This window comes from Mesorhizobium sp. P2_F7, from assembly GCF_056403695.1.
In genome coordinates this window covers 173,707-193,708 of record NZ_JBFUFA010000003.1, presented here as the reverse complement: position 1 = coordinate 193,708, position 20,002 = coordinate 173,707, and the positions used below count along the sequence as shown (strand labels likewise).

Below are 20,002 nucleotides of genomic sequence, written 5' to 3'. Positions count from 1 at the left end.
GGGATTACGTGAGAGTGGTATCGGCGGTGCTGTCGTCGGCGAGCATCTTGGCATCGGTGCCGTCGAAGCAAAGTTCGACCTTTTCGCCCAAGCCAAAACTCTCACCGGTCAAAGGTGAGCGCACGATGGCCGCGGAGCCGTCGGCGAGCTTCACTTCGTATTTCGATTCCGAACCGAGATAGATGGCTTCCGCGATTATCCCAGACAGGCGGTTGCCGCCGCCGGCGGCACTCTGGCCGGGTCGGCGGATCGCGAGTTTTTCGGGACGCAGCAGCATCACCGGACTGGCCTCCCCTGCCAGCCGGCGCGGCGCCGTCACCGTCTCGCCGGCGATGCTCAGCGCGGTGCTGGTGCCGTCGCTTCGCGCTTGCCCGCGCAGCACGGTGGAATCGCCGATGAAGCGGCCGACGAACAACGTTGCCGGTTCGTCATAGAGCTGGCGGCCGGTGCCGACCTGCTCGATGCGTCCGCGGTTGAACACGGCGATGCGGTCCGACAGCACCAGCGCCTCTTCCTGGTCGTGCGTCACATAGACGAAGGTGGTGCCGAGCTCGCGGTGGATGCGCTTGATTTCGAGCTGCAGCCATTCGCGCAGCTTCTTGTCGAGCGCGCCGAGCGGCTCATCCATCAGGAGCAGCGGCGGGTCGAAGACGATGGCGCGCGCCAGCGCCACGCGCTGCTGCTGGCCGCCCGACAATTCGCTGGGATAGCGATGCGCGAAATCGCCCATCTTGACCATGTCGAGCGCCCTTGCCACGCGCGCTTGCCGGCTCGCCTGGTCAACGCCGCGCAGCGTCAGCGGATAAGCGACGTTGCGGCCGACGCTCATATGCGGGAACAGCGCATAGTGCTGGAAGACGACGCCGATGTTGCGCTTGTGCGCCGGTACGCCGACGACGCTCTTTTCCCCGACCAGAAGCTTGCCGCTGGTCACATCGGTAAAGCCTGCAATCACGTTGAGCGTCGTCGTCTTGCCCGAGCCGCTCGGCCCGAGCAGCGTCATGAACTCGCCCGGCTCGATGCGCAGCGACACGCCGTCCAGCGCCTTGAAGCCGCCATAGGCCTTGCTGATCCCTTCCAGATCGATCGCCGCGCCCCTGCTTGCCTGCACCGGGTTCATGGGCGTCCTTTCCGCTCGCGGCCAAGAAGAAGCATGCCGCCGCCGATCAGGATCGTGGTCGCGAAAAGCAGGATCGTGCCAACAGCCGCAACCGTCGGGTCGGCGTCGCGCGTGATCGAGGCAAAAATCTGCACCGGCAATGTCTTGAGATAGGGGTTGGTGATGAACAGCGACACGACGATCTCGTCAAACGAGGTGGCGAAGGCGAACAGCAGGCCGGACGCCACACCGGGCGCGATCAGCGGCAGCGTCACCGTGCGAAACGTGGTCAGCGCGCCGGCGCCCAGGCTCGCCGCGGCTGTCTCCAGCCGCCGGTCGAACACTTCGAGACTGGCCGAGACGGCGATCAGCACAAAGGGTAGCGCAAGGATGGTGTGGGCGAGAACGAAGCCGAGCAGCGTGCCGACAAGCTGCGTGTCGAGATAGACGGCGTAGATGCCGATGGCCAGCACCACGCCCGGCACCACCATCGGCGTCAGCATCAGCATGCGCAAAAGGTTTGCCGGCCGCGCCTTCATACGGTCGAGGCCGAAGGCGGCAAGCGTGCCGAGCACCGTTGCCAGCACCGCCACGATCGACGCCACCTTCAGCGAGTTGAGGAAGCTCGACGACCAGTCCGGATTGGTGGCGAAATTCTGGTACCATTGCCAGGAGAAGCCTTGCGGCGGAAACGCCAGCGACTTGTTCTCGTTGAACGACATCGGCACCACGACCAGCGTCGGCGCCACCAGCCATATCGCCACCAGCAGGCAGACAAGGCCGAGAAGAACGCGGGTGAGCGGCTTCATTTCCATCAGCGCCGCCCCACTTCCCGGTGCCTGGACCGCATCACGGGTGCAGCCAGCGCCAACAGCACGAAGGTGGTGACCAGCAGCACCACGCCCATGGCGCCACCCCTGCCCCATTGCAGCAGGCTCAGCACCTGCGTCTGCACCAGCGTCGACAGCATGGTCGAGCGCGGTCCGCCAAGTAGGGCCGGCGTGATGTAGAAGCCGAGCGACAGGATGAAGACGATGATCGCGCCGGCATAGACGCCGGGCAGCGACAGCGGCAAATAGACGGTGAAGAACGCGCGGGAAGGTCGTGCGCCTAAACTTTGCGCCGCCCGCATCAGCCTGAGGTCGATGCCTTGCATAACGGAATAGAGCGGCAGGATCATGAATGGCAAAAGCACCTGCGCCATGCCGATGACCACGCCCGTCTGGGTGCGGATCAGCTTGACGCCGCTGAACCCGGCCGCGCGCAGCAGCGAATTGATGACGCCCGAATCCTGCAGCAGGATCACCCAGGACAGCGTGCGCACCACGCCGCTGACCCAGAACGGGATCAGCACGCACAGCACCAGCACTAGCCTCACGCGCGGCCCGACCGCGGTCATCAGATAGGCATAGGGATAGGCCGCGATGACGCAAACCAGCGTCACCCAGGCCGAAATGGTGAAGGTCCGCTGCAGCACCGTCAAATTGACCGGCGCACCGAAGAACCAGGTGTAGTTCTGCAGACCCCATTCGGGCTCCGACAGGCTGCGCAGCACGATGGTGGCGAGCGGATAGCCGATCACCGCAAAGAGCAGGATGAGCGCCGGCGCCGTGAGCGCGAACGGCCGCCATGCCCGACCCGGCCGCGCGTCGGCGGCGGGTTGGGCGATGGGGTCGGACGCGCTCACGGTCTCCCTCTCACGCGTTCGTTCAGTTGCCGGCCATCAGCGCCGCCCACTTCTCCTGCGCCACCGCAAAGTTCGGGACCCAGAACTTGAAGTTCTGCTTGTAGCCCTGCTTCTGGCGCTCTGGCGTGTTGGTCAGGAAGGCTGCGACCGAAGCGTCGACCTTGGGCTGCGCATCGTTGTTGATGGGCGTGTAGGAGGTCTTCTCGGCCAGGATTTCCTGCGACTGCTTACCGAGATAGGCGTTGAGCAGCGCATAGGATGCGTCCGTATCCTTGACGCCGACCGGGATCGTCATCTGGTCCATCACCACCAGCCAATCCTGCCAGGCCGGCGTATATTTGGCGCCGTTCTTCACCGCCGTCATGGCGCGGCCGGTCCACATCATCAGCATGTCGGCCTCGCCGGACTCGGCGAGCTGCTGCGATTCAGCACCCGTCTTCCAGAAAATGGTATCGGGGCCGAGCTTGCGGACCACATCGATGGCCTTGTCGATATCGGCCACCGTCATTGCCTTCGGGTCGCCGCCGGTGAGCTTGAACGCCTGTTCGAGCAGGCCGCCGGTCGGGCTGCCGGAGCCGTCGATCCCGCGCACGCCGGGGAATTTCTCCGTGTCGAAGAAGTCGGCCCAGCTCTTGGGCGGATTATCCTTGTACTTCTCGGTGTTGTACATCAGCACGACGCCGTAGTTCATCGCCGGCACCGAGCATTCGCCGACCTGGCCTTCCGGGATTTTCGAGACGTCAAGCTTCGTCAGATCCAGCTTCTGGAACAGCTTGCCGCAATAGACGTAGGGCGGCAGGTCGTCGGTGTCGACGACGTCCCAGGTGACGTTGCCGGATTCGACCTGCGCCTGCAGCTTGGCGATCTCGGTCGGCCCGTCATTGAGCAAGGTGACGCCGGACTTGTCGAGGAACTCCTTCAGGGCCGCCGCCTGGCCGTCCTGGTAGATGCCGCCATAGGAAACGAGCGTAAGCGTCTTGCCCTTGAGCGACCCTTCCTTGACCTCGCCGGCGACCGGCTTTTCCTGCGCCAGTGCCGCGGTTGCCAGCACGCCAAGCGCCAACACGGCGCCAAGCCCCAGATGTCTTGATTTCAGCATGATTGTCATTCTCCCATTTGTGACCCGCATTGGATTGAATCTACCTGGCTGCGAGCGGTTTCCAGGCCGTGTATTGATCGAGTTCGGCGCGCACCGATGTCGGCGGTGCAATGATCCACATCACCTCGGCTCGGCCACTGCCGATGTTCTCGGTGCGATGCGGGGTGGCGGTGGTGTATTCGACGCTGTCGCCTTCTTCGAGGACATGGCGCGCCTCGCCGAGCGACACCTCGACGACGCCGCGCAGCACGACGAGCATCTCGTGCGCGTCGCCATGCGTGTATTGATCGGAGCCGGTGGAGCCGCCGATTTCAAACTCGCCGACATAGACTTCCATGTCGCTTAGGGGAGGACGTGAAAGCAGCATCTTGCTGCAGCCGTCGCTGGGCGGCAGGCTCGGCCGCTCGCTGCGCCGCAGCACCCCGTGCTGCCCGGCGGCGCTGTCCTCGAACAGCATCGCGACGCTCACCCCAAGGGCGGAGGCTATCTGGTTGAGGGAAGCGGTGCTGGCGCCGGTCAAGCCGCGTTCGAGCTGGCTGATGAAGCTGGCGCTGGTTCCGGTCAGCTCGGCGAGCTCGCGCAGCGAAAGCCGGCGGCCAAGGCGCAGGCTCTTCAGCCGCTGGCCCAACATCTGATGGGCATGTGTCGCCGTCGAAGCGGCGCCATTCTTGACCGGAGCCTGGTTGCTGCTCATCCCGTCTTTCTCCCACTGAACAGTTTGTACAGTGACACTGTACAACTGGCAAGCACTGAGGCGGGGAGATTTTGAGATGCCGGCCGGGGGCCTACTCCTCCCCCGACAGGTCGCGCCGGGCCTTGTCGAGTTCCTCGGCGTAGCGCCGCATCAGATGGCTTTCAGTCAACAGGCCGAGCACGACGCGATTGTCGAAATCCTCGACCACGGCCAGTTCCTCAGCGCCGGCACGCTGAAAAGTTTCGGCGGCGGACTGGACGTTCATGGCGGGCACCAGCACCGCATCCGTGAATTTGGCCAGCGCCAGCACCGGCGTCTCGCCGTCGGACGGGTCGCTGTGCAGTTCGGCGACGATCAGCACGCCGACATAATGCTGGTCTTCGTCGACGGCGATGACGCGCTGCGCCGAACCGAGCGGCACGTCCTTGCGAAATGCGGCAAGCGTCTTTGCGGCATCGACGGTGCGGACATCCGACCGCATCATTTTTCCGACCGTCAGATTGCGCATCCAGCCGACGTCATGGGCGCTGCGGATCGTCTCGCCGCGCAGGTGAAAACGCCAGGTCGAGAAGGAGTAGCCGAAGGTCTCGCGCACCAGGATCGCCGCCATCAGCGACGCCGCCAGCACGACGCCGGTGAGCGTCAGGTCGCGGGTCGATTCCAGCGCCAGGAACGTCATCGTCAGCGGCCCACCGACGACGCCGACGGCAAGCGACGTCATGCCGACGACGGCGGCGACGGAAGGATCGATGCCGGTCGCCGGCGAGATGATCGCCATCACGGCCGCGAAGGCCTTACCGAGCAGCGCGCCAAGAAACAGCGAGGCAAAGAACAGGCCACCGCGAAAGCCGGAGCCGAGCGAGATCGCCGACGCCGCGAGTTTTAGCACAAAGACACTGGCGACGACGGCGAGCCCGTAATTCATCGCGAATTCGCGATGCAGCGCGCCATGGCCTGAGGACAGAACCTGCGGCGTGATCAGCCCGAGCAGTCCGACGGCGATGCCGCCGATCATCGGGCGCAGCGACCCGTCGACCGCCAGGCGCGCAAAGCCGCGCTCGACCAGGCTGACTAGATGCATGATGGCGATGGAGGCCGCACCGCCGAGCAGCCCGAGCAGCAGGAAAGGCAGATACTGGCTGGCGGTCAGCTCCGGCAGGCCGGAGAGTTCCATCGGAAACGGCACCACGCCGAACATCTCGGCAGTCAGCGACGCGCAGATCGCAGCAGTCATCACCGGCGCGACATTGGCGACCGAATAGATGCCGATGATCAGCTCGAAACCATAGAAGGCACCGGTCAGCGGCGCGTCGAAGGCCGCCGCGATGGCGCCGGCCGCGCCACAGCCGACCAGGATGCGGACATCGTTGCGGCGCAGCCTGAACGCCCGCGCCAGCCGCGACGCCAGGCCGGAGCCGACCTGCGTGTAGCCGGCCTCCAGCCCGACCGAAGCCCCGAAGCCGCTGGAGATCATCGTCTGTCCGGCGATGATGAACGTATCGGTGAGCCACATGCGTCCGCCATAGAGCGCATTGGCCTCGATCGGATCGACCGGGGTGCGGAATTTCCGCTTCCGCAGCCAGATCACCGTCAGGCCAAGCAGGATGCCGCCGATTGCCGGTATCAGCGCCTGGAACGGGCTTTGCAGGGAAAACATCCCCGACAGGCGGCCACCGGGCTGGACGCCGAACAAAAGGAAATGCAGGCCTTGCACCGCCTCGCTCATGCCGGTGACCAGCACCGCCGAGATCACCCCGACGACACCTGCGAGCGCAACGATGACGATGCCGCGTGCCTCGAGCAGCGGGATCGATCGGATCAGCACGGCGCGCAGGCGACGGGCATAGACCTGGGGTTCGTTAGGCAACGGAGCGGCTCGCCGGGTGCGAGGGATGAAAGCTGCCGTGCCTGTTACGCCCGGCGGCATTGCGTGGCAATCGCAATGCCGACTGCTTGTGGCGCCATTTTGGCGCTGCGGAGCAGATAGGCTTGCTGCCCCGGTTTCAACTTCCGTGCGAGCGTCTGTCGAGCTATATGAGAGGTCGCTTACGCAAGCGATGCAACTATGGTATTTTGCCCGTCTCCATGTCCCTCAAGGAGGAGAACATGAGTGCGCGGGGATTTTTTTCATTAGCTGTTGGCATGATTTTTTTGAGCTCGTCTGCAGTGAGCAACTCAAGCGTGGATATGCCAGTCAAGTTGAGTATCTCATACCCAACGTCTCTTTTGTCTGGCGACAATCCGGAAAAACAAAGTCGGCCAATAACAGAGTTTATTCAGACTGCGCAGCAAGACGTTTGCTGTCCTGGCGGCTATCCTTGGTATCGCAATTCGACAAACACCTGCTACGGCAGCTATGAAGACTGCCACGATACCGATGGCGGAGGTTGGTCCTGCAGACAGGTCAACGCCTGCTAGACCTTCTTGCCCCTAGGCTTACTTAGCCATTGCCTGATCCTCAGGTCGGCTTGGGCTCGCCTGCCTCATAAAGCAAGAGGTTGCGCTCGCCTATGCCGTGGACTGCCCAGCTCGCCCGCCAATCGGCGATGTGCGGCGAGCGAAAATGCGCGTCGAGTGCGGCCCTGTCGCCCCACACCTCCGTCACATGGATGAGCCCGGCGTCGAGCACGTCCTGCGCATAGGAATAGTCGATGCATCCGGGCTCGGCGCGGCTGCCTAAGATCATGCGCTGCATGGCCGGCTTTGCCTCGTCGAGCCGTTCCGCCGGCAGGCGGATGGTGCCGATGATCACCAGCATATTTTCCTCCTTGAGCACTGTGACCTCCCGGCAGTAGCCAGTCTCCCACCCTCGCGCAAGCTTGGCCGGTTAGGCTCGAAGGGCTGCCCTCATATCCGGGCAGTCCATGGCTCGGGGACGATATGGCGATCAGCGAAAGCTTAGCGACGGGAACAGTGGCCAAGAACGGCCGCGATGTCTTCTTCGCCATCGGCATCGTCATCATCCTGGCGGTGCTGTTCCTGCCGATCCCGGCCTTCCTCATCGACATCGGCCTCGCCTTCTCGATCGCGCTGTCGGTGCTGATCCTGATGGTGGCGCTGTGGATCCAGCGGCCGCTCGATTTCTCGTCCTTCCCGACCGTGCTGCTGATCGCGACGATGCTGCGGCTATCCCTCAACATCGCCACCACGCGCATGATCCTGTCGCATGGCAATGAGGGTACGCATGCCGCCGGCTATGTCATCGCCGGCTTTTCCAGGCTGGTGATGGCGAGCGACTTCGTCATCGGCCTCATCGTCTTTATGATCCTGATCGTGGTGAACTTCATCGTCATCACCAAGGGCGCTACCCGTATCGCCGAAGTCGGCGCCCGCTTCACCCTCGACGCCATCCCCGGCAAGCAGATGTCGATCGATGCCGATCTGTCCGCCGGCATGATCGACGACAAGACGGCGCAGCTGCGCCGCAGGGAACTGGAAGAAGAATCCTCCTTCTTCGGTTCGATGGACGGCGCCTCGAAATTCGTGCGTGGCGACGCCATTGCCGGCCTCATCATCACCGCCATCAACATCGTCGGCGGCATCGCCATCGGCTACATCAGGCACGGCATGGGCATGGGCGAAGCCGCCGACGTGTTCATCAAGCTGTCGGTCGGCGATGGCCTCGTCACCCAGATCCCGGCGCTCATCGTCTCGCTCGCCGCCGGCCTGCTGGTGTCCAAGGGCGGCACGCGCGGCTCGACCAACCAGGCGGTGTTCGGCCAGCTCGGCGCGCATCCGCGGGCGCTCTATGTCGCGGCCTCGCTGCTCGTCCTGCTCGGCCTGATGCCCGGCCTGCCGTTCTTCCCGTTCTTCACGCTGGCCGCCGGCATGGCCGGCCTCGGCTACGTCATCCCGATGCGCGCCAACCGTGAGGCTGCCGCCGTCGAAGCGCTCAAGGACCAGGAGAAGGCGAACAAGATCGAGGAGGAGAAGAACTCGGTCAAGGCGTCGCTCACCACCGCCGAGATCGAGCTTCTGATCGGCAAGCAGCTGTCGACCAGGCTCTTGGTGTCGCACCAGGAACTGGTGTTCCGCATGGCCAAGATGCGCAAGAAGTTCGCCACCCAATACGGTTTCGTCGTGCCCGAAGTGCGCGTCGCCGACGATTTCGGCATCCCGCCGAAAAGCTACCAGATCAAGGTCCACGGCACCGTCGTCGCCGAATACCAGATGCGCGTCGGCGAGATCATGGTGCTGCTCGGCACCCGGGACCTGCCCGACGTTCCGGGTGAGGAAATCCGCGAGCCGGCCTTCGGCATGCGCGCCTTCTCGGTGCTCGAAACCTTTGCCGAGGATCTGAAGCGCGAGAACTACACCTTTGCCGACAACATGTCGGTGCTGCTCACCCATCTGTCCGAAGTGATCCGCAACAACCTGCCGCAGCTTCTGTCCTACAAGGACATGAAGGCGCTGCTCGAACGCCAGGACCCGGAATACAGAAAACTCGCCGACGAAATCTGCACCTCGCACATCTCCTATCCCGGCCTGCAGGCGGTGCTGAAACTGCTGCTGGCCGAACGCGTCTCGATCCGCAACCTGCACCTGATCATCGAGGCCATCGCCGAGATCGCACCGCATGTGCGCCGCACCGAGCAGATCGTCGAGCATGTCCGCATCCGCATGGCCCAGCAGATCTGCGGCGACCTCTCCGAGGGCGGCATGCTCAAGGTGCTGCGGCTCGGCAATCGCTGGGACCTCGCCTTCCACCAGAGTCTCAAGCGCGACGCCAAGGGCGAGGTGCGGGAATTCGACATCGACCCGCGCCAGCTCGAAGAATTCGGTCAGGACGCGACCAAAGCGATCCGCAAGCATCTCGAGGCCGGCGAACGTTTTGTCCTCGTCACCGCACCCGATGCGCGCCCCTATGTGCGCATGATCATCGAGCGGCTGTTCACGACGCTTCCCGTTCTCAGCCACGTCGAAATCGCCAAGGGCGTCGAGATCAAGGTGCTCGGGACAATCTCGTGAACGTATTGTCGCAAGGCGTCGTCATCGCCGCCTTCCTCGCCTTCTGCCGCATCGGCGCCTGCTTCATGCTGATGCCGGGCCTGTCGAGCGCGCGCGTGCCGGTCCAGGTCCGGCTGTTCGTGTCGATCGCCGCCACCGGCGGCCTGCTCGCCTTCCTGTGGGACAAGATCTTTCCCTTCGTCGATGCGCGTCCGCAGGTGCTGGCGCCGATGATCATTTCGGAACTGCTCGTCGGCGGGCTGATCGGCGCCATGACCAGGCTTTACATGGAAGCGCTGCGCTTCATGGGCTCGGCCATCGCCATGCTGATCGGCTATGGCGGCACCGGCGGGCCGGCGATCGAAGAGCCGGAGCCGCAGGCGGCGCTCGCCGCCATCATCTCGTTTTCGGCGCTGCTGCTGCTCTTCGTCTTCGATTTCGACCATGAGATCATCCGCGCTCTGGTCGCTTCCTACACGGTGGCGCCGGTCAACGTCTTCTTCAACCCGCAGGCCGCACTGGTCGATCTCACCGACACGGTGTCGGACGCCTTCTTCCTGGTCATCCGGCTCGGCAGCCCGTTCATCGCCTATGCCATCCTGGTCAACCTGACCATCGGCTTCGTCAACAAGCTGACGCCGCAGATCCCGGTCTATTTCATCTCGCTGCCCTTCGTCATCGCGGGCGGCATGATCATCTTCTACTTCGCCATCGGTACCATGCTGTCGCTGTTCGTCGACGGCTTTGTCGACCTGACGCTGGCGAGGTGAGATGACCACACGCAAGGAACGGCTGAAGAAACTGGTCAAGGTGCAGGAGCAGTTGAAGGCGCTGCATGAGACCCGCCATGCGAGTTTCCTGGCGGCGGCGGCAACCGCCGAGACCGAGGCCAAGGAACTGGTCCAGCATTTCGACGACCAGTCGATGGCGGTCCTGTTCCCGGACCTTTACCATCGCCGCATCGCCAACGCGCTGGTCCGGCAGGAGGCGAGCCTGGAAAGCGCCAGGCAGGAGGTCACCCTCATCGCCACCGCGACTGCGCGCACCAACATTGTCGAGCGCGCCTACAAGGACGTGCGCCGCCAGGACGAGCGCGAACGCTCCGACCGCGATCGGCTCGATCTGATTGGGCAAAAGCGGGGACAAGAGTAGCTGCAGGGAATTTACCGCCATGCCCGTTCGATATTGGCAACGTCGTTTGACGCCGCTAGTGACGCTATCCGGCGAACAGGGCCAGACTTCCGCTGGAGATGATTGACGCTTTTGCCCGCCGCCATTGGCTGGAGCGCCTTCCCGGACCAGGCGTGTCGCGTCAGATCCTGCGGAGCGCGTCGGCGGGGAGAAGGCGCGTGGCGCGCCAGGCCGGGTAGAGCGCGCCGAGCGGGCCAGCGATGAAGACGAAGATCAGTGCCTGCGCGATCGACCAGCCTGACAGGTAAGGCACGATCAACCCCGCCGCAAAGTTTGTCTTCGCCGCCATCTCCATCGTGAGGACGCCCAAGACAATCCCGATTACCCCGCCGGCTGCGCTCATGATCACGCCTTCGATGAGAATGAGCCGAAGAATCCGCCGCGGTGACCAGCCAAGCGCCGCGAGAACGCCAATCTCGAACGTCCGTTCGTTCACGGCCATCAGAAGTGTATTGGCAACGGCGACAGAGGCCATCGCCATGACGACCAGTGAAATTGTCTGGGCAATCGCCCGAAGCAGATCGAAGATGCGGATGCTGTTGGCAAACTGCTCGGTGTCGCCGACCTCGAACCCCGGTGCGGCTGCGATGAGCTGGGTTCGGGCAACCGCGATGTCGTTCTTGTCGAGCGGGCGCTTCAACCTCACCTCGTACAAGGTAAACACGTCCTCCCGCGACAGGAGTTGCTGCAGCCCCTCGAGCGGAACGATCGCGCTGTTCTGGTTCAGCATGGACGAGAACGACGCGATGCCGACAACCGTATAGGGCTGGAACTGCAGCTCGACCGTATCACCGACCCGCTTGTCCAAGGCGCTGGCGATCGACTCGCCAAGGATCACCGGCCACTGGTCGCCCGGTGCAGGGATTCGCCCCGCCACGAGGTGCATGTCCTTCCACAGGAAGCTGCCGCTCGGCCAGCCGGCCATGACGATATTCGCGGCGTCGTCAGCGGTGGTGATGTTCAGGAGAACGCCCGATACGGCCTCGACGTTTGGCACCGCGGAAAGCCCGGAGCCCAACGATCTGGGCACGGTGCTGCTCACCAGGTTGAATGCGCTGCGCTGGCTTACCACCAGGTCCGCACCGTTCTCATCGATTCCCGATGCAAACGAATGCTGGACGCCAGCGGTCAGGCCGGTAAGCGCCACGAACCCCGCGACCGCCAGCGCGATGCCGAGAACCGTGAGCAGGGTGCGAAGCGGGCGCGCAATGAGACCGCGCAACGGAAGGGTCAGCTCTGTCATGGATTAGCCGATCCGCGACGCTGGCGCGGGCGCAAGCGTCGCCGCCATTCGGCTGTCCGAACGGATGCGGCCGTCGGAGATCTCGACACGCCGCCCGCACAGCGCGGCCACGTCCTCGTCATGCGTCACCACGATCACTGCGGTACCGAACTCGCGATGCACGTTGCCGATGATGCTCATCACGGACTGGCTCGTCTGCACGTCGAGGCTTCCTGTCGGCTCGTCCGCAACGAGAAGCTTCGGACGGTTGGCGAGCGCGCGGGCAATGGCAAGCCGCTGGCGTTCGCCACCCGAAAGCTCGGCCGGCCGGAGCGTCCCGCGCTCGGCAAGACCGAAATGTGCCAGAAGCTCGAGTGCGCGAACACGACGCTGCCGCGCTCCGCCGAGGTTTCCTAACAACGCCACCTCGATGTTCTCGCGCGCCGACAGGGACTGGAGCAGGAAGAAGTTCTGGAAAACGATGCCGATCCTGCTGGCCCGCACCGCCGCCCATGGGGCCCTGCCGCTGATGGCCCGTCCTTCGAACCGAACTTCGCCCCGCGTCGGCCGGTCGAGCCCACAGACCAGGTTCAGGATCGTGGACTTGCCGCTCCCGCTGCGGCCGACGATGGCGACGGTCTCGTCATTCCCGATCGTGAGCGACACATCATCGACGGCGACGATGCGGCCGCCGTCGAAGTCGCGGCCGACATTGCTCAATTCGACGAGGGCGGACATGAGCACGAGCGAGAAGTCATACCCGGCCTTTCCTGAGATCGGCGACAAGTGCTGGGATCGAGCCGCCATTGCCGGCGAGCAGCTGGGCTACGCGGTCCCGCTGCTGCACGGTCACCGAGCCGCCGTCGACAAAGACATCGCCGATGCAGAGTTGTCCGCGGCAGTGGCGCACACGCCAGTCCACGGAGGTTGGGCCGTGGAGCGGCCGGCGGAATTCGCTGCGCACCAGGATGTCGCCGTTGGCCAGAGCCTTTGTGCCGAGCACGGTGAAAGTCTTGTCCTGCGTCCGCTCCAGCTTGTCGGCCAGCCTGTGTGCGATAGCATAAAGGAGCGCATCGACCACCGAGGCGCGGTCGTCTGCACTCGCCCGGCGCCAATACGTCCCGAGCACGGCTTGCGCGATCCCCCTACCGTCGAACGCCGCGGAGATCGAACGGAGCTGCCCATCTGCGGATCCACCGTGCCCAAGCGCGATCGCCGCCTGGCGCACAGTCTCGACCAACCTGACCGCATCACTCTGCTCATCGGCAGATGCGGAAAGCGGTAGGACGCAGGTCGCCATCAACAGAGGGACGAGCAACAGCCGGGCGAAGGCTGCCAAGCTTGCGTGCGACCATCGGGCTGTCGTCATCATCTCATGTCATCCAATGCGCGGTTGGCTGTCAACATTGAGATTGGGCGTGCCGGGAGCCTGCGCCGGCGCATGCCCAAAAGCGGCTGCCAGCGGTGCGAGGCGAGCGGTGCGCGCTTTCTGCCTTTCCGTCAGGTGGGGATGGCGGTCGCGCACCTGTTTGCCGAACGTCGCGGCGACCCGCAGCATCCGCTCCTCGCGGTCGCGGAAAAATGGCAGGCCGAGTTCATGGTAGATCCGCTTCATCTCGCCCACGGGGTCGGCGGTGAGATCCTGCAGCCGCACTTCCGCGAGGTCGCCAGCTGGAATCTGAGCTCTATCGGCCAGATAGTGCGTCTCCGTCGCGAGATATTCGTGAGCGATGATCTCCTCCTGCTCGTCCTCGGCCAATGGCGGCTGCAGGGCGAATGCACGTTGCAATTCGCGCACCAGAAGGAGGTTGGACCGGAACACGACTTCCGGCGAACGGGAGATGTGGACAAACTTGGCGCCCGGGAACAGTTCCCGGAGGTAGCGGACGCGCGCCGTATGGCTAGGCGACTTGAGCAGAAGTCGTCGCCCGCCTGCAACCAGCGTGAGCTTCTGGACGAAAGCAAACTGATGTGAGCGCCAGCGGCTTAGCTCCGCCGCCGAAAGCCCGTCGAGATCGTGAAATCGATTGAAGAAGGCTTGCCGGCGGGGGAGCACGGCACGTCCCGCCAGGACGGACATCCCACCCAGATTGTTCAGCGCGAAGTCATCCTCTGCTGGCAGCCTGGCGCCCATGGGCACGACTGCGTCGAGGCGCGTCAACGGCAGCAAGGGGACGAAAAGGTAGCGCAGCAGAGCCCAGCCCAGAATGAATGTCTGAGGCGCCAGGACCTGCGGCCAGCTCGGCGATCTCAGGTTCGGATCGGTTGCCAGCAGGTTCTGCAAAAACGTCGTCCCCGATCGGAAGTAGCCGAGAACGAACACAGGAGCGTTGTCCCGCTCCATCCGGGGAGGTCGCAGCCGCAGCCATGCCCAAAGAATCACGCGCTCCGGCAGGGAGGCGATCGTGTTGATGCCGGAAAGCAGGAGCAGGAGCACCAGGCGCGGCCAGTAAGCCGGAGGGATTTTGCCCTCCGCGTACCACAAGACCCGCAGCACGGCGTCAAGAGGCGCCACACACATAAAGTGCGGAGACGGCAAATACGGCACCAGCCAGCGCTCTGCGAAAGCTCGGATGCGGTGCCGGATAGTGTTCGATGCCATCAGGCTGTCCTGAACATCATGGTCTCGGTGGTCAATCCTGGGCCGAACGCCATGCCGCAGCCGAGCAAGCCCGCCGGCTCCTTCAGCATTTCGGCCATCACGAACATCACGGTTGCCGACGACATGTTGCCGTATCGCCGCAGCACTTCGCGCGATGCGGCGAGCGCGGTCGGCTCCAGTTTGAGTGCCCGCTCGACCGCGTCGAGCACGGAGCGGCCGCCGGGATGCACCGCCCACAAATCGATCTCGCTCGCAGGCCTGCCGCCGAGGATGGCCGCACGGTCGTTGCGCAGTGTCTCACGCACCGCGCCCGGAACCTGGCCGGACAGCACCATGTCAAAGCCGTCGTCGCGGATGTGCCAGCTCATCAGCTCCTTGCGCTCCGCCGCCACGATGGCGTGGAAGCTTTCGAGCAGGATGCCGTGCGGTTCGGCCGTGATCAGTGCGGCCGCGCAACCGTCGCCCCACAGGCAGAACGAGATCAGCTTCTCAAGCTCAGTGGCTTCCCTGAAATGCAGCGTGCACAATTCGATGTTGACGATCAGCACGCGGGCTTTCGGGTCGGAGCGCACGATATGGCGTGACAGCTTCAAGGCGTTGATGGCGGCATAGCATCCCATGAAGCCGATGATGGTGCGCTCGACCGACGTCGCCAGGCCACATCGCTGCACCAGTTCGAGGTCGATGCCGGGCGCCGAAAAGCCGGTGCAACTCGTCACGATTAAATGCGTGACCGCCGAGCGGTCGTCGTCGGCCAGCAGCTTGTCGACGGCTTCTTGCGCCAGCTCCGGCGCCGCGGCTTCGTACATCTCCATGCGGATTGCGGTGCTGGCGAACGAGCCCCTGACCGAGGTGCCGTCGCGGTCGATTGCCCCACCGCAGGGATCATCGGCGGGCGCAAAGCAGGAATAGCGATGTTCGATCCCGGCCAGAGCGACCATTCGCTCGAAGAGCGCTAGGCGCTGGGCATCGTCTTCAAGCAGCAAAGCTCCATAGCGGAGGTAGAACTGATGCACGTCGTGTTCTGGAACTGACGTGGCAATGCGGTTCAGATACGCTTGAGGGGACAAAATTGCTCCGACAATGAGCCCAATCGGGTCTCATAAGAGGTCTAGGAATTCGGGAAGCGTTTCCTAAGGCAAACGTCGGCATAAGGCATTTTATTGCGTGGCGCCGATATTTCTTATTAGCAAATTGTGATACCAGCCTCCGATCCTGTATGAAAGAGACCTCGCCATCCGGATTGAGTTCACATGCGAGTTCCGTCATGAACTGCGCGCAGCCATACGGGTACGGCCGAATTCTATTTGCCGGATTGACGGCTGATGCCCTAGGTTGCCGATCCATCGCATGACCGACATAAACATCCGGCATCTGGAGCCAGAGCTCCTCGACGGCCTCGCGGCCGATGATCCTCGTGCGATCGCATCGCGTCGTGATCTCGTTCGCATCAACGCATTGATGTTCCAGGCCAGGTTCATGGCATCGCTCATGCGGGCGAACGTGCAAACGCCGCCGCTGCGCATCCTCGAACTCGGCGCCGGCGACGGAAAGTTCATGCTGACGGTGGCGCGGCTGATGGCGCGGCGTTGGCCCAACGTCGAGCTCGTCATGGTCGACAGAATCGGACTGATCGGCAAGGATGTGTGCGACGCGTTCGCCAAATTTGGTTGGCGGGCGCAACCCGTAACCGCCGATATTTTCGAGTGGACAGGAGACAAGCCTTTCGATCTTGTCTGCGCCAACCTTATCCTCCATCACTTCGACGACACGCGGCTCCTGGAGCTGTTTTCCCGTATCATGACGATGGCCCCGATGCTCGTCACGACGGAGCCGCTTAGGGCCAAGGTGCCGCTTGTCGCGACCCGGTTCCTGCGACTGATCGGCGCCTGCGCGGTTACACTCAACGACGCGACGCAAAGTGTCCGCGCCGGTTTCCGCGGCACGGAACTTTCCCAACTGTGGCAACTGTCAGGGGGCACGCCCGTGATGGAGGGCCGCAAAGGCCTGTTCACTCAAGGTTTTGTCGGTGCCAGTTTCCCCGGGGCAAGCATGCCCGGCACCAGATGATACACGACGCAATAGTTATCGGTGCTGGCCCCGCCGGCAGTTCTACCGCCGTTGCGCTGGCCCAGCATGGTTGGTCGGTGGCAATGGTGGAGAAGGTGGTGTTTCCGCGCCGAAAGGTCTGCGGCGAATTCATGTCGGGGACCAGCCTGGCCTTGCTCGACCGGTTGGGCGTCGGCGAGATCTGGCGCGCGGAAGCCGGCCCCGAAATACGTCGCGTCGGGTTCTTTTCGGGCGATGTCTCGGCGCAAGCGCGAATGCCGATCGCCAAGACGGGTCTCGGCCGCGCGCTCGGCCGCGACCGTTTGGATTACATCCTGCTGCAGGCCGCAGAACGCGCGGGTGTCGAAATTCTCCAGCCTTGCAAGGCTGTCGCCATTCGTCGGCGCGATGATTTGCAATTTGTGACCGTGGAGGCGGAACAGCACCAAAAGATTTTGAGTGCACCTGTCATCATTGCCGCGCACGGATCCTGGGAACCCGGGAAACTTCCAAGCCAGATTGAAAGAACAAGCGCCCCCTCCGACCTTTTCGGGTTCAAGGCGCATTTTACCGGCGCCGCGCTGCCGCCCGACCTGATGCCGCTGCTGGTATTCCCGGGCGGCTATGGTGGAATGGTAACAGCGGACCGTGGCCGGGTTTCGATTTCCTGCTGCATCCGCCGGGACGTTCTATCCGGCCTGCGCCAGCGCTTTGGAAACATTGCGGCCGCCGATGCATTGTGGCGCCACGTTCTGGCCTCGTGCCAAGGCGTAGAGACTGCGCTGGCCGGTGCCGAACTGGATGGCCCATGGCTCGCCGCGGGACCGATTCATCCCGGCATTCGCGCTGGCTATGATCAGGGCATCTTCCGCGTCGGCAACATCGCGGGTGAGTCACATCCTGTCATCGCGGAAGGGATTTCGATGGCGCTGCAATCCGGCTGGCTTCTTGCGAGAGAACTGATCGCATCGGGCAAGGGTCCCGAGGGCCACGACGCGGCCGGACGTCGCTACGAACGCGCGTGGCGCCGGCAATTCTCGGCTCGTCTGCGCGCCGCAGCCTTGATAGCCCGAATAGCGATTGGGCCCGGTGGCGGAACGGCCATGCGCGCCGTGATCAAATATTTTCCGGCGGCTTTGACGCTTGGCGCTCGATTGAGTGGAAAGACCCAGCCTGTTCCGGGCTTTTGACATTGAGTAGCGCCGCTTATTGGCCAACTGAATGAGGCGCTGGGGTGACGCAGACGTCGAGCAGATCCGCGCGTGCGCCGAGAGGCTTCCGTTGAGATGCTTCTTACGCCTGATGTGCCAGGGCTGACACTGGATCGAGCGCTCGTGCTTATCGCGATGTTCCGCCACGCCTATCATTTGGTTGGCTGATTGAGCCAGCCGTTGACACCGCGACGTAGGGCCCTGAAATGCCTGTATGGATAAGTCCGCAATGTCTTTGAAGTCGCCTAGAGCCGGGCATTCCCGCCTCCACCCTCGCTGGAAAGCCAGAATTTGCCGCACATGAGGGTGAGCCTTGCAAGACTGGTCAAGTTGGCCCGCCCGGCAGAGCCGACATGGCTGCTGCTTCGGGTCGTCATCAGCGACGGCGGTGACGCCGCCATGGCCTGGCGGCAGTGGTCGGACGCCAGAGCGGCCATCGAGCCGAGCGCGGCCGAAGTCCGTTTGATGCCGTCAGTGGCCGAGAGGCTGACGCAGTTGGGAATTTCAAGCAGCGCATCTGACAAGGTTGCTGCCGCGCGCCGCAATGCCTTTCTCGCCAACCATGCGCGCCTGACCGCCGCTTGCCCGTTGATTGAGCGCCTGGGCGCCAAAATGCCGGTCATGTTGCTGAAGGGGGGAGCGCGCATAGCCGCAAACCCCAGAGACTTGCACTTGCGAGCGATCAGGGACATCGATCTCCTGTTCAGGCCGGATGAATTGCCGCTTGCCTTGGAGATCGCGATAGGCCTGGGCTATCGACCGATCAGCGGGGTGCTCCCTGGGCCCGTCAAATCCAGGGCGCTTGCTCCGCTCTTTGCCGCCGGTCGGCCCGACTACATAGAGATCGATTTTCATGCCGCACCGCTACGCTTCGGTCGGCTCGGATCTTACGACGCTGGATTGTGGCAGCGGGCGGTCGATGCCGAGATCCTCGGTATAGCTGTCAAGATACCCTCGGCTTCGGACCGGTTCCTCCAGGCCATTGCGCATGGTCTGGTCTTTGACGACGACAGCCCCGCGGACTGGCTCGTCGATTCATACCTCGCACTTCAGGATGCTTCATTCGACCCCCAGATCGTCGCCGACGAAATCCGTCGACGCCGGATTGGCTTGCCGGTGATGATAGCAGCGGCGCTCCTGAACGAGCTTGGCACGGTGGTTCCAGCGCCGATCCTTGCGGCCTGCGAGCGCGATGGTTCCAACCCGCTCTACCGTCGGGAACTCGCGGCATCGATGAAACCGACGCGGGCGCGTACATGGCTTGATCGCGCCCTTGTCGTCGGCGCGGAGTTGCATCGCTCCTGGCGCTGGCTGGCGCACATCCCGAGCTGGAAGACATCCTGGCTGGTGGCGCCCTCGCTGCGTCGCAAGCAGGCGGGCTGGTGCAGGTTTGAAAACGGCAGAGCGACAATGCCGGTAAGCGGCATAGGCGAAGGCGGATTGACCGTTCGCTTTGCCGATGTTCCGCCAGGACTGGAACGCCTGTCATTCGATGTCTTGGCTGAGGACAAGTGGATCGGGCGAATCCGGTTTCGACTGGCGTACCGGCTTCTGCCCATATCGCCGCAATCCTGGCGCGCTCGCATGACTTTTCGCCATCCCGTGCAGTTGCCCGATCCAGCGCGGCTCACCGTAGTTGCCCTCAACGCGGAAAACACAGCGACGACCGGTATCGCCGAGGGCATGTCACTGACGATTGAACCGGTGGGCAATTGACGTCTTTCGAACCCGGTCGGATTATTTGGCGGCTCGGCTTGATTGCGGTGCTTCACACAAATTAGAGTGCAACCATGAACACAACTGCAAAACCAATGTCGGCCTACGGACTAAAGGGAAACGGGTCAGCCTGTCGCTTCATCGACGGCGAAGCGGTGCTGATCAATGCCGAGACATCAGCCTATTACAGCATGAACCGCACCGGCACCTTCGTTCTGCGCGAGCTTGTTGTCTCAGGCCGGCAGCCGGAGGAAATCGCCCGTATGTTCGAGGATCGTTTCGGCGCCCAGTCGGCGGACTGGAACGGCGATGTCGGCAAAACCATTGCACAGCTTGAATCGGAAGGCCTGATCGTGTCGGCGGACGGTCCTGCGCCGCAGCTCGAGGGCGCCGACGCTGTCGAACTCCCGCAAGTCTACGAGAAGCCGACGCTTGAGCGCCACGGCGAGCTCGAGCAGCTGATCCTGAGCGGCGAATAGACTTCC

Annotated in this window: 19 protein-coding genes; 7 read left to right on the top strand and 12 right to left on the bottom strand. The window is 63.5% G+C overall.

The window, feature by feature from the left end; all coding sequences use genetic code 11:
* Nucleotides 1-4: 4 nt before the first annotated feature.
* The 7 genes from AC1DZ8_RS10695 to AC1DZ8_RS10665 form a co-directional block, all read right to left on the bottom strand.
* Nucleotides 5-1,120 (bottom strand): ABC transporter ATP-binding protein, encoded by a 1,116-nt coding sequence (locus AC1DZ8_RS10695; protein WP_477303608.1) that lies wholly within the window; start codon nt 1,118-1,120, stop codon nt 5-7.
* Complete coding sequence (locus tag AC1DZ8_RS10690; protein ID WP_477303610.1) at nt 1,117-1,914, bottom strand: ABC transporter permease; 798 nt, start codon at nt 1,912-1,914, stop codon at nt 1,117-1,119. The genes AC1DZ8_RS10695 and AC1DZ8_RS10690 overlap by 4 nt, the downstream gene beginning before the upstream one ends.
* Nucleotides 1,914-2,786: an ABC transporter permease gene (locus AC1DZ8_RS10685; RefSeq protein WP_477303612.1), complete on the bottom strand. Its 873-nt coding sequence runs from the start codon at nt 2,784-2,786 to the stop codon at nt 1,914-1,916. Before AC1DZ8_RS10685 ends, AC1DZ8_RS10690 begins: the two co-directional genes overlap by 1 nt.
* Before the next feature lie 22 nt (nt 2,787-2,808).
* Nucleotides 2,809-3,885 carry an extracellular solute-binding protein gene (locus AC1DZ8_RS10680; RefSeq protein ID WP_477303614.1) on the bottom strand — a complete coding sequence of 359 codons (1,077 nt, stop codon included), beginning with the start codon at nt 3,883-3,885 and terminating at the stop codon, nt 2,809-2,811.
* A gap of 40 nt (nt 3,886-3,925) precedes the next feature.
* Nucleotides 3,926-4,579 (bottom strand): helix-turn-helix domain-containing protein, encoded by a 654-nt coding sequence (locus AC1DZ8_RS10675; protein WP_477303616.1) that lies wholly within the window; start codon nt 4,577-4,579, stop codon nt 3,926-3,928.
* 91 nt (nt 4,580-4,670) lie between these two features.
* On the bottom strand, nt 4,671-6,506 hold the full coding sequence (locus AC1DZ8_RS10670) for a chloride channel protein (protein ID WP_477303618.1): 1,836 nt from the start codon (nt 6,504-6,506) through the stop codon (nt 4,671-4,673).
* Between the two features lie 531 nt (nt 6,507-7,037).
* Nucleotides 7,038-7,337 (bottom strand): putative quinol monooxygenase, encoded by a 300-nt coding sequence (locus AC1DZ8_RS10665; protein ID WP_477303620.1) that lies wholly within the window; start codon nt 7,335-7,337, stop codon nt 7,038-7,040.
* Between the two features lie 122 nt (nt 7,338-7,459).
* Between AC1DZ8_RS10665 and flhA the strand changes: the two genes are divergently transcribed.
* The 3 genes from flhA to AC1DZ8_RS10650 are packed head-to-tail and all read left to right on the top strand — an operon-like array spanning nt 7,460 to nt 10,678.
* Nucleotides 7,460-9,547: a flagellar biosynthesis protein FlhA gene (gene flhA, locus AC1DZ8_RS10660; protein WP_477303622.1), complete on the top strand. Its 2,088-nt coding sequence runs from the start codon at nt 7,460-7,462 to the stop codon at nt 9,545-9,547.
* Complete coding sequence (gene fliR, locus AC1DZ8_RS10655) at nt 9,544-10,296, top strand: flagellar biosynthetic protein FliR (RefSeq protein WP_477303624.1); 753 nt, start codon at nt 9,544-9,546, stop codon at nt 10,294-10,296. The genes flhA and fliR overlap by 4 nt, the downstream gene beginning before the upstream one ends.
* Before the next feature lies 1 nt (nt 10,297).
* Nucleotides 10,298-10,678, top strand: a complete 381-nt coding sequence (locus AC1DZ8_RS10650; protein ID WP_477303626.1) for a hypothetical protein — start codon at nt 10,298-10,300, stop codon at nt 10,676-10,678.
* 160 nt (nt 10,679-10,838) lie between these two features.
* Here AC1DZ8_RS10650 and AC1DZ8_RS10645 read toward each other — a convergent pair whose 3' ends face one another.
* From AC1DZ8_RS10645 to AC1DZ8_RS10625, 5 genes are all read right to left on the bottom strand, one after another.
* Nucleotides 10,839-11,960: an ABC transporter permease gene (locus tag AC1DZ8_RS10645; protein WP_477303628.1), complete on the bottom strand. Its 1,122-nt coding sequence runs from the start codon at nt 11,958-11,960 to the stop codon at nt 10,839-10,841.
* A 3-nt stretch (nt 11,961-11,963) separates the two neighbouring features.
* A complete protein-coding gene (locus AC1DZ8_RS10640; protein WP_477303630.1) occupies nt 11,964-12,725 on the bottom strand; it encodes an ABC transporter ATP-binding protein in 762 nt (253 codons plus the stop codon).
* Nucleotides 12,694-13,068: a Tgt2/MlaC family protein gene (locus AC1DZ8_RS10635; protein ID WP_477400861.1), complete on the bottom strand. Its 375-nt coding sequence runs from the start codon at nt 13,066-13,068 to the stop codon at nt 12,694-12,696. The genes AC1DZ8_RS10640 and AC1DZ8_RS10635 overlap by 32 nt, the downstream gene beginning before the upstream one ends.
* 249 nt (nt 13,069-13,317) lie before the next feature.
* A complete protein-coding gene (locus AC1DZ8_RS10630; protein WP_477303634.1) occupies nt 13,318-14,541 on the bottom strand; it encodes a sulfotransferase family protein in 1,224 nt (407 codons plus the stop codon).
* The gene (locus AC1DZ8_RS10625) at nt 14,541-15,557 is read right to left on the bottom strand and encodes a type III polyketide synthase (protein ID WP_477303636.1); all 1,017 of its coding nucleotides are present in this window, start codon (nt 15,555-15,557) and stop codon (nt 14,541-14,543) included. Before AC1DZ8_RS10625 ends, AC1DZ8_RS10630 begins: the two co-directional genes overlap by 1 nt.
* 334 nt (nt 15,558-15,891) lie before the next feature.
* Here AC1DZ8_RS10625 and AC1DZ8_RS10620 point away from each other — a divergent pair, with 334 nt between their 5' ends.
* The 4 genes from AC1DZ8_RS10620 to AC1DZ8_RS10605 all read left to right on the top strand — a co-directional run bounded on the left by AC1DZ8_RS10620 (nt 15,892) and on the right by AC1DZ8_RS10605 (nt 19,996).
* A complete protein-coding gene (locus AC1DZ8_RS10620; protein WP_477303638.1) occupies nt 15,892-16,611 on the top strand; it encodes a class I SAM-dependent methyltransferase in 720 nt (239 codons plus the stop codon).
* A complete protein-coding gene (locus AC1DZ8_RS10615; RefSeq protein ID WP_477303640.1) occupies nt 16,608-17,780 on the top strand; it encodes an NAD(P)/FAD-dependent oxidoreductase in 1,173 nt (390 codons plus the stop codon). Before AC1DZ8_RS10620 ends, AC1DZ8_RS10615 begins: the two co-directional genes overlap by 4 nt.
* 321 nt (nt 17,781-18,101) lie before the next feature.
* Nucleotides 18,102-19,517: a nucleotidyltransferase family protein gene (locus AC1DZ8_RS10610; protein WP_477303642.1), complete on the top strand. Its 1,416-nt coding sequence runs from the start codon at nt 18,102-18,104 to the stop codon at nt 19,515-19,517.
* A gap of 74 nt (nt 19,518-19,591) precedes the next feature.
* A complete protein-coding gene (locus AC1DZ8_RS10605; RefSeq protein ID WP_477303644.1) occupies nt 19,592-19,996 on the top strand; it encodes a PqqD family protein in 405 nt (134 codons plus the stop codon).
* Nucleotides 19,997-20,002: the final 6 nt, after the last annotated feature.

Excerpts from the sequence above, each read along its gene's own strand:
- AC1DZ8_RS10695 (WP_477303608.1), bottom strand. The coding sequence starts at position 1,120 with ATGAACCCGGTGCAGGCAAGCAGGGGCGCGGCGATCGATCTGGAAGGG.
- AC1DZ8_RS10690 (WP_477303610.1), bottom strand. The coding sequence starts at position 1,914 with ATGGAAATGAAGCCGCTCACCCGCGTTCTTCTCGGCCTTGTCTGCCTG.
- AC1DZ8_RS10680 (WP_477303614.1), bottom strand. The coding sequence starts at position 3,885 with ATGCTGAAATCAAGACATCTGGGGCTTGGCGCCGTGTTGGCGCTTGGC.
- AC1DZ8_RS10675 (WP_477303616.1), bottom strand. The coding sequence starts at position 4,579 with ATGAGCAGCAACCAGGCTCCGGTCAAGAATGGCGCCGCTTCGACGGCG.
- AC1DZ8_RS10670 (WP_477303618.1), bottom strand. The coding sequence starts at position 6,506 with ATGCCGCCGGGCGTAACAGGCACGGCAGCTTTCATCCCTCGCACCCGG.
- AC1DZ8_RS10665 (WP_477303620.1), bottom strand. The coding sequence starts at position 7,337 with ATGCTGGTGATCATCGGCACCATCCGCCTGCCGGCGGAACGGCTCGAC.
- flhA (WP_477303622.1), top strand. The coding sequence starts at position 7,460 with ATGGCGATCAGCGAAAGCTTAGCGACGGGAACAGTGGCCAAGAACGGC.
- AC1DZ8_RS10650 (WP_477303626.1), top strand. The coding sequence starts at position 10,298 with ATGACCACACGCAAGGAACGGCTGAAGAAACTGGTCAAGGTGCAGGAG.
- AC1DZ8_RS10645 (WP_477303628.1), bottom strand. The coding sequence starts at position 11,960 with ATGACAGAGCTGACCCTTCCGTTGCGCGGTCTCATTGCGCGCCCGCTT.
- AC1DZ8_RS10630 (WP_477303634.1), bottom strand. The coding sequence starts at position 14,541 with ATGGCATCGAACACTATCCGGCACCGCATCCGAGCTTTCGCAGAGCGC.
- AC1DZ8_RS10620 (WP_477303638.1), top strand. The coding sequence starts at position 15,892 with ATGACCGACATAAACATCCGGCATCTGGAGCCAGAGCTCCTCGACGGC.
- AC1DZ8_RS10615 (WP_477303640.1), top strand. The coding sequence starts at position 16,608 with ATGATACACGACGCAATAGTTATCGGTGCTGGCCCCGCCGGCAGTTCT.
- AC1DZ8_RS10610 (WP_477303642.1), top strand. The coding sequence starts at position 18,102 with ATGAGGGTGAGCCTTGCAAGACTGGTCAAGTTGGCCCGCCCGGCAGAG.
- AC1DZ8_RS10605 (WP_477303644.1), top strand. The coding sequence starts at position 19,592 with ATGAACACAACTGCAAAACCAATGTCGGCCTACGGACTAAAGGGAAAC.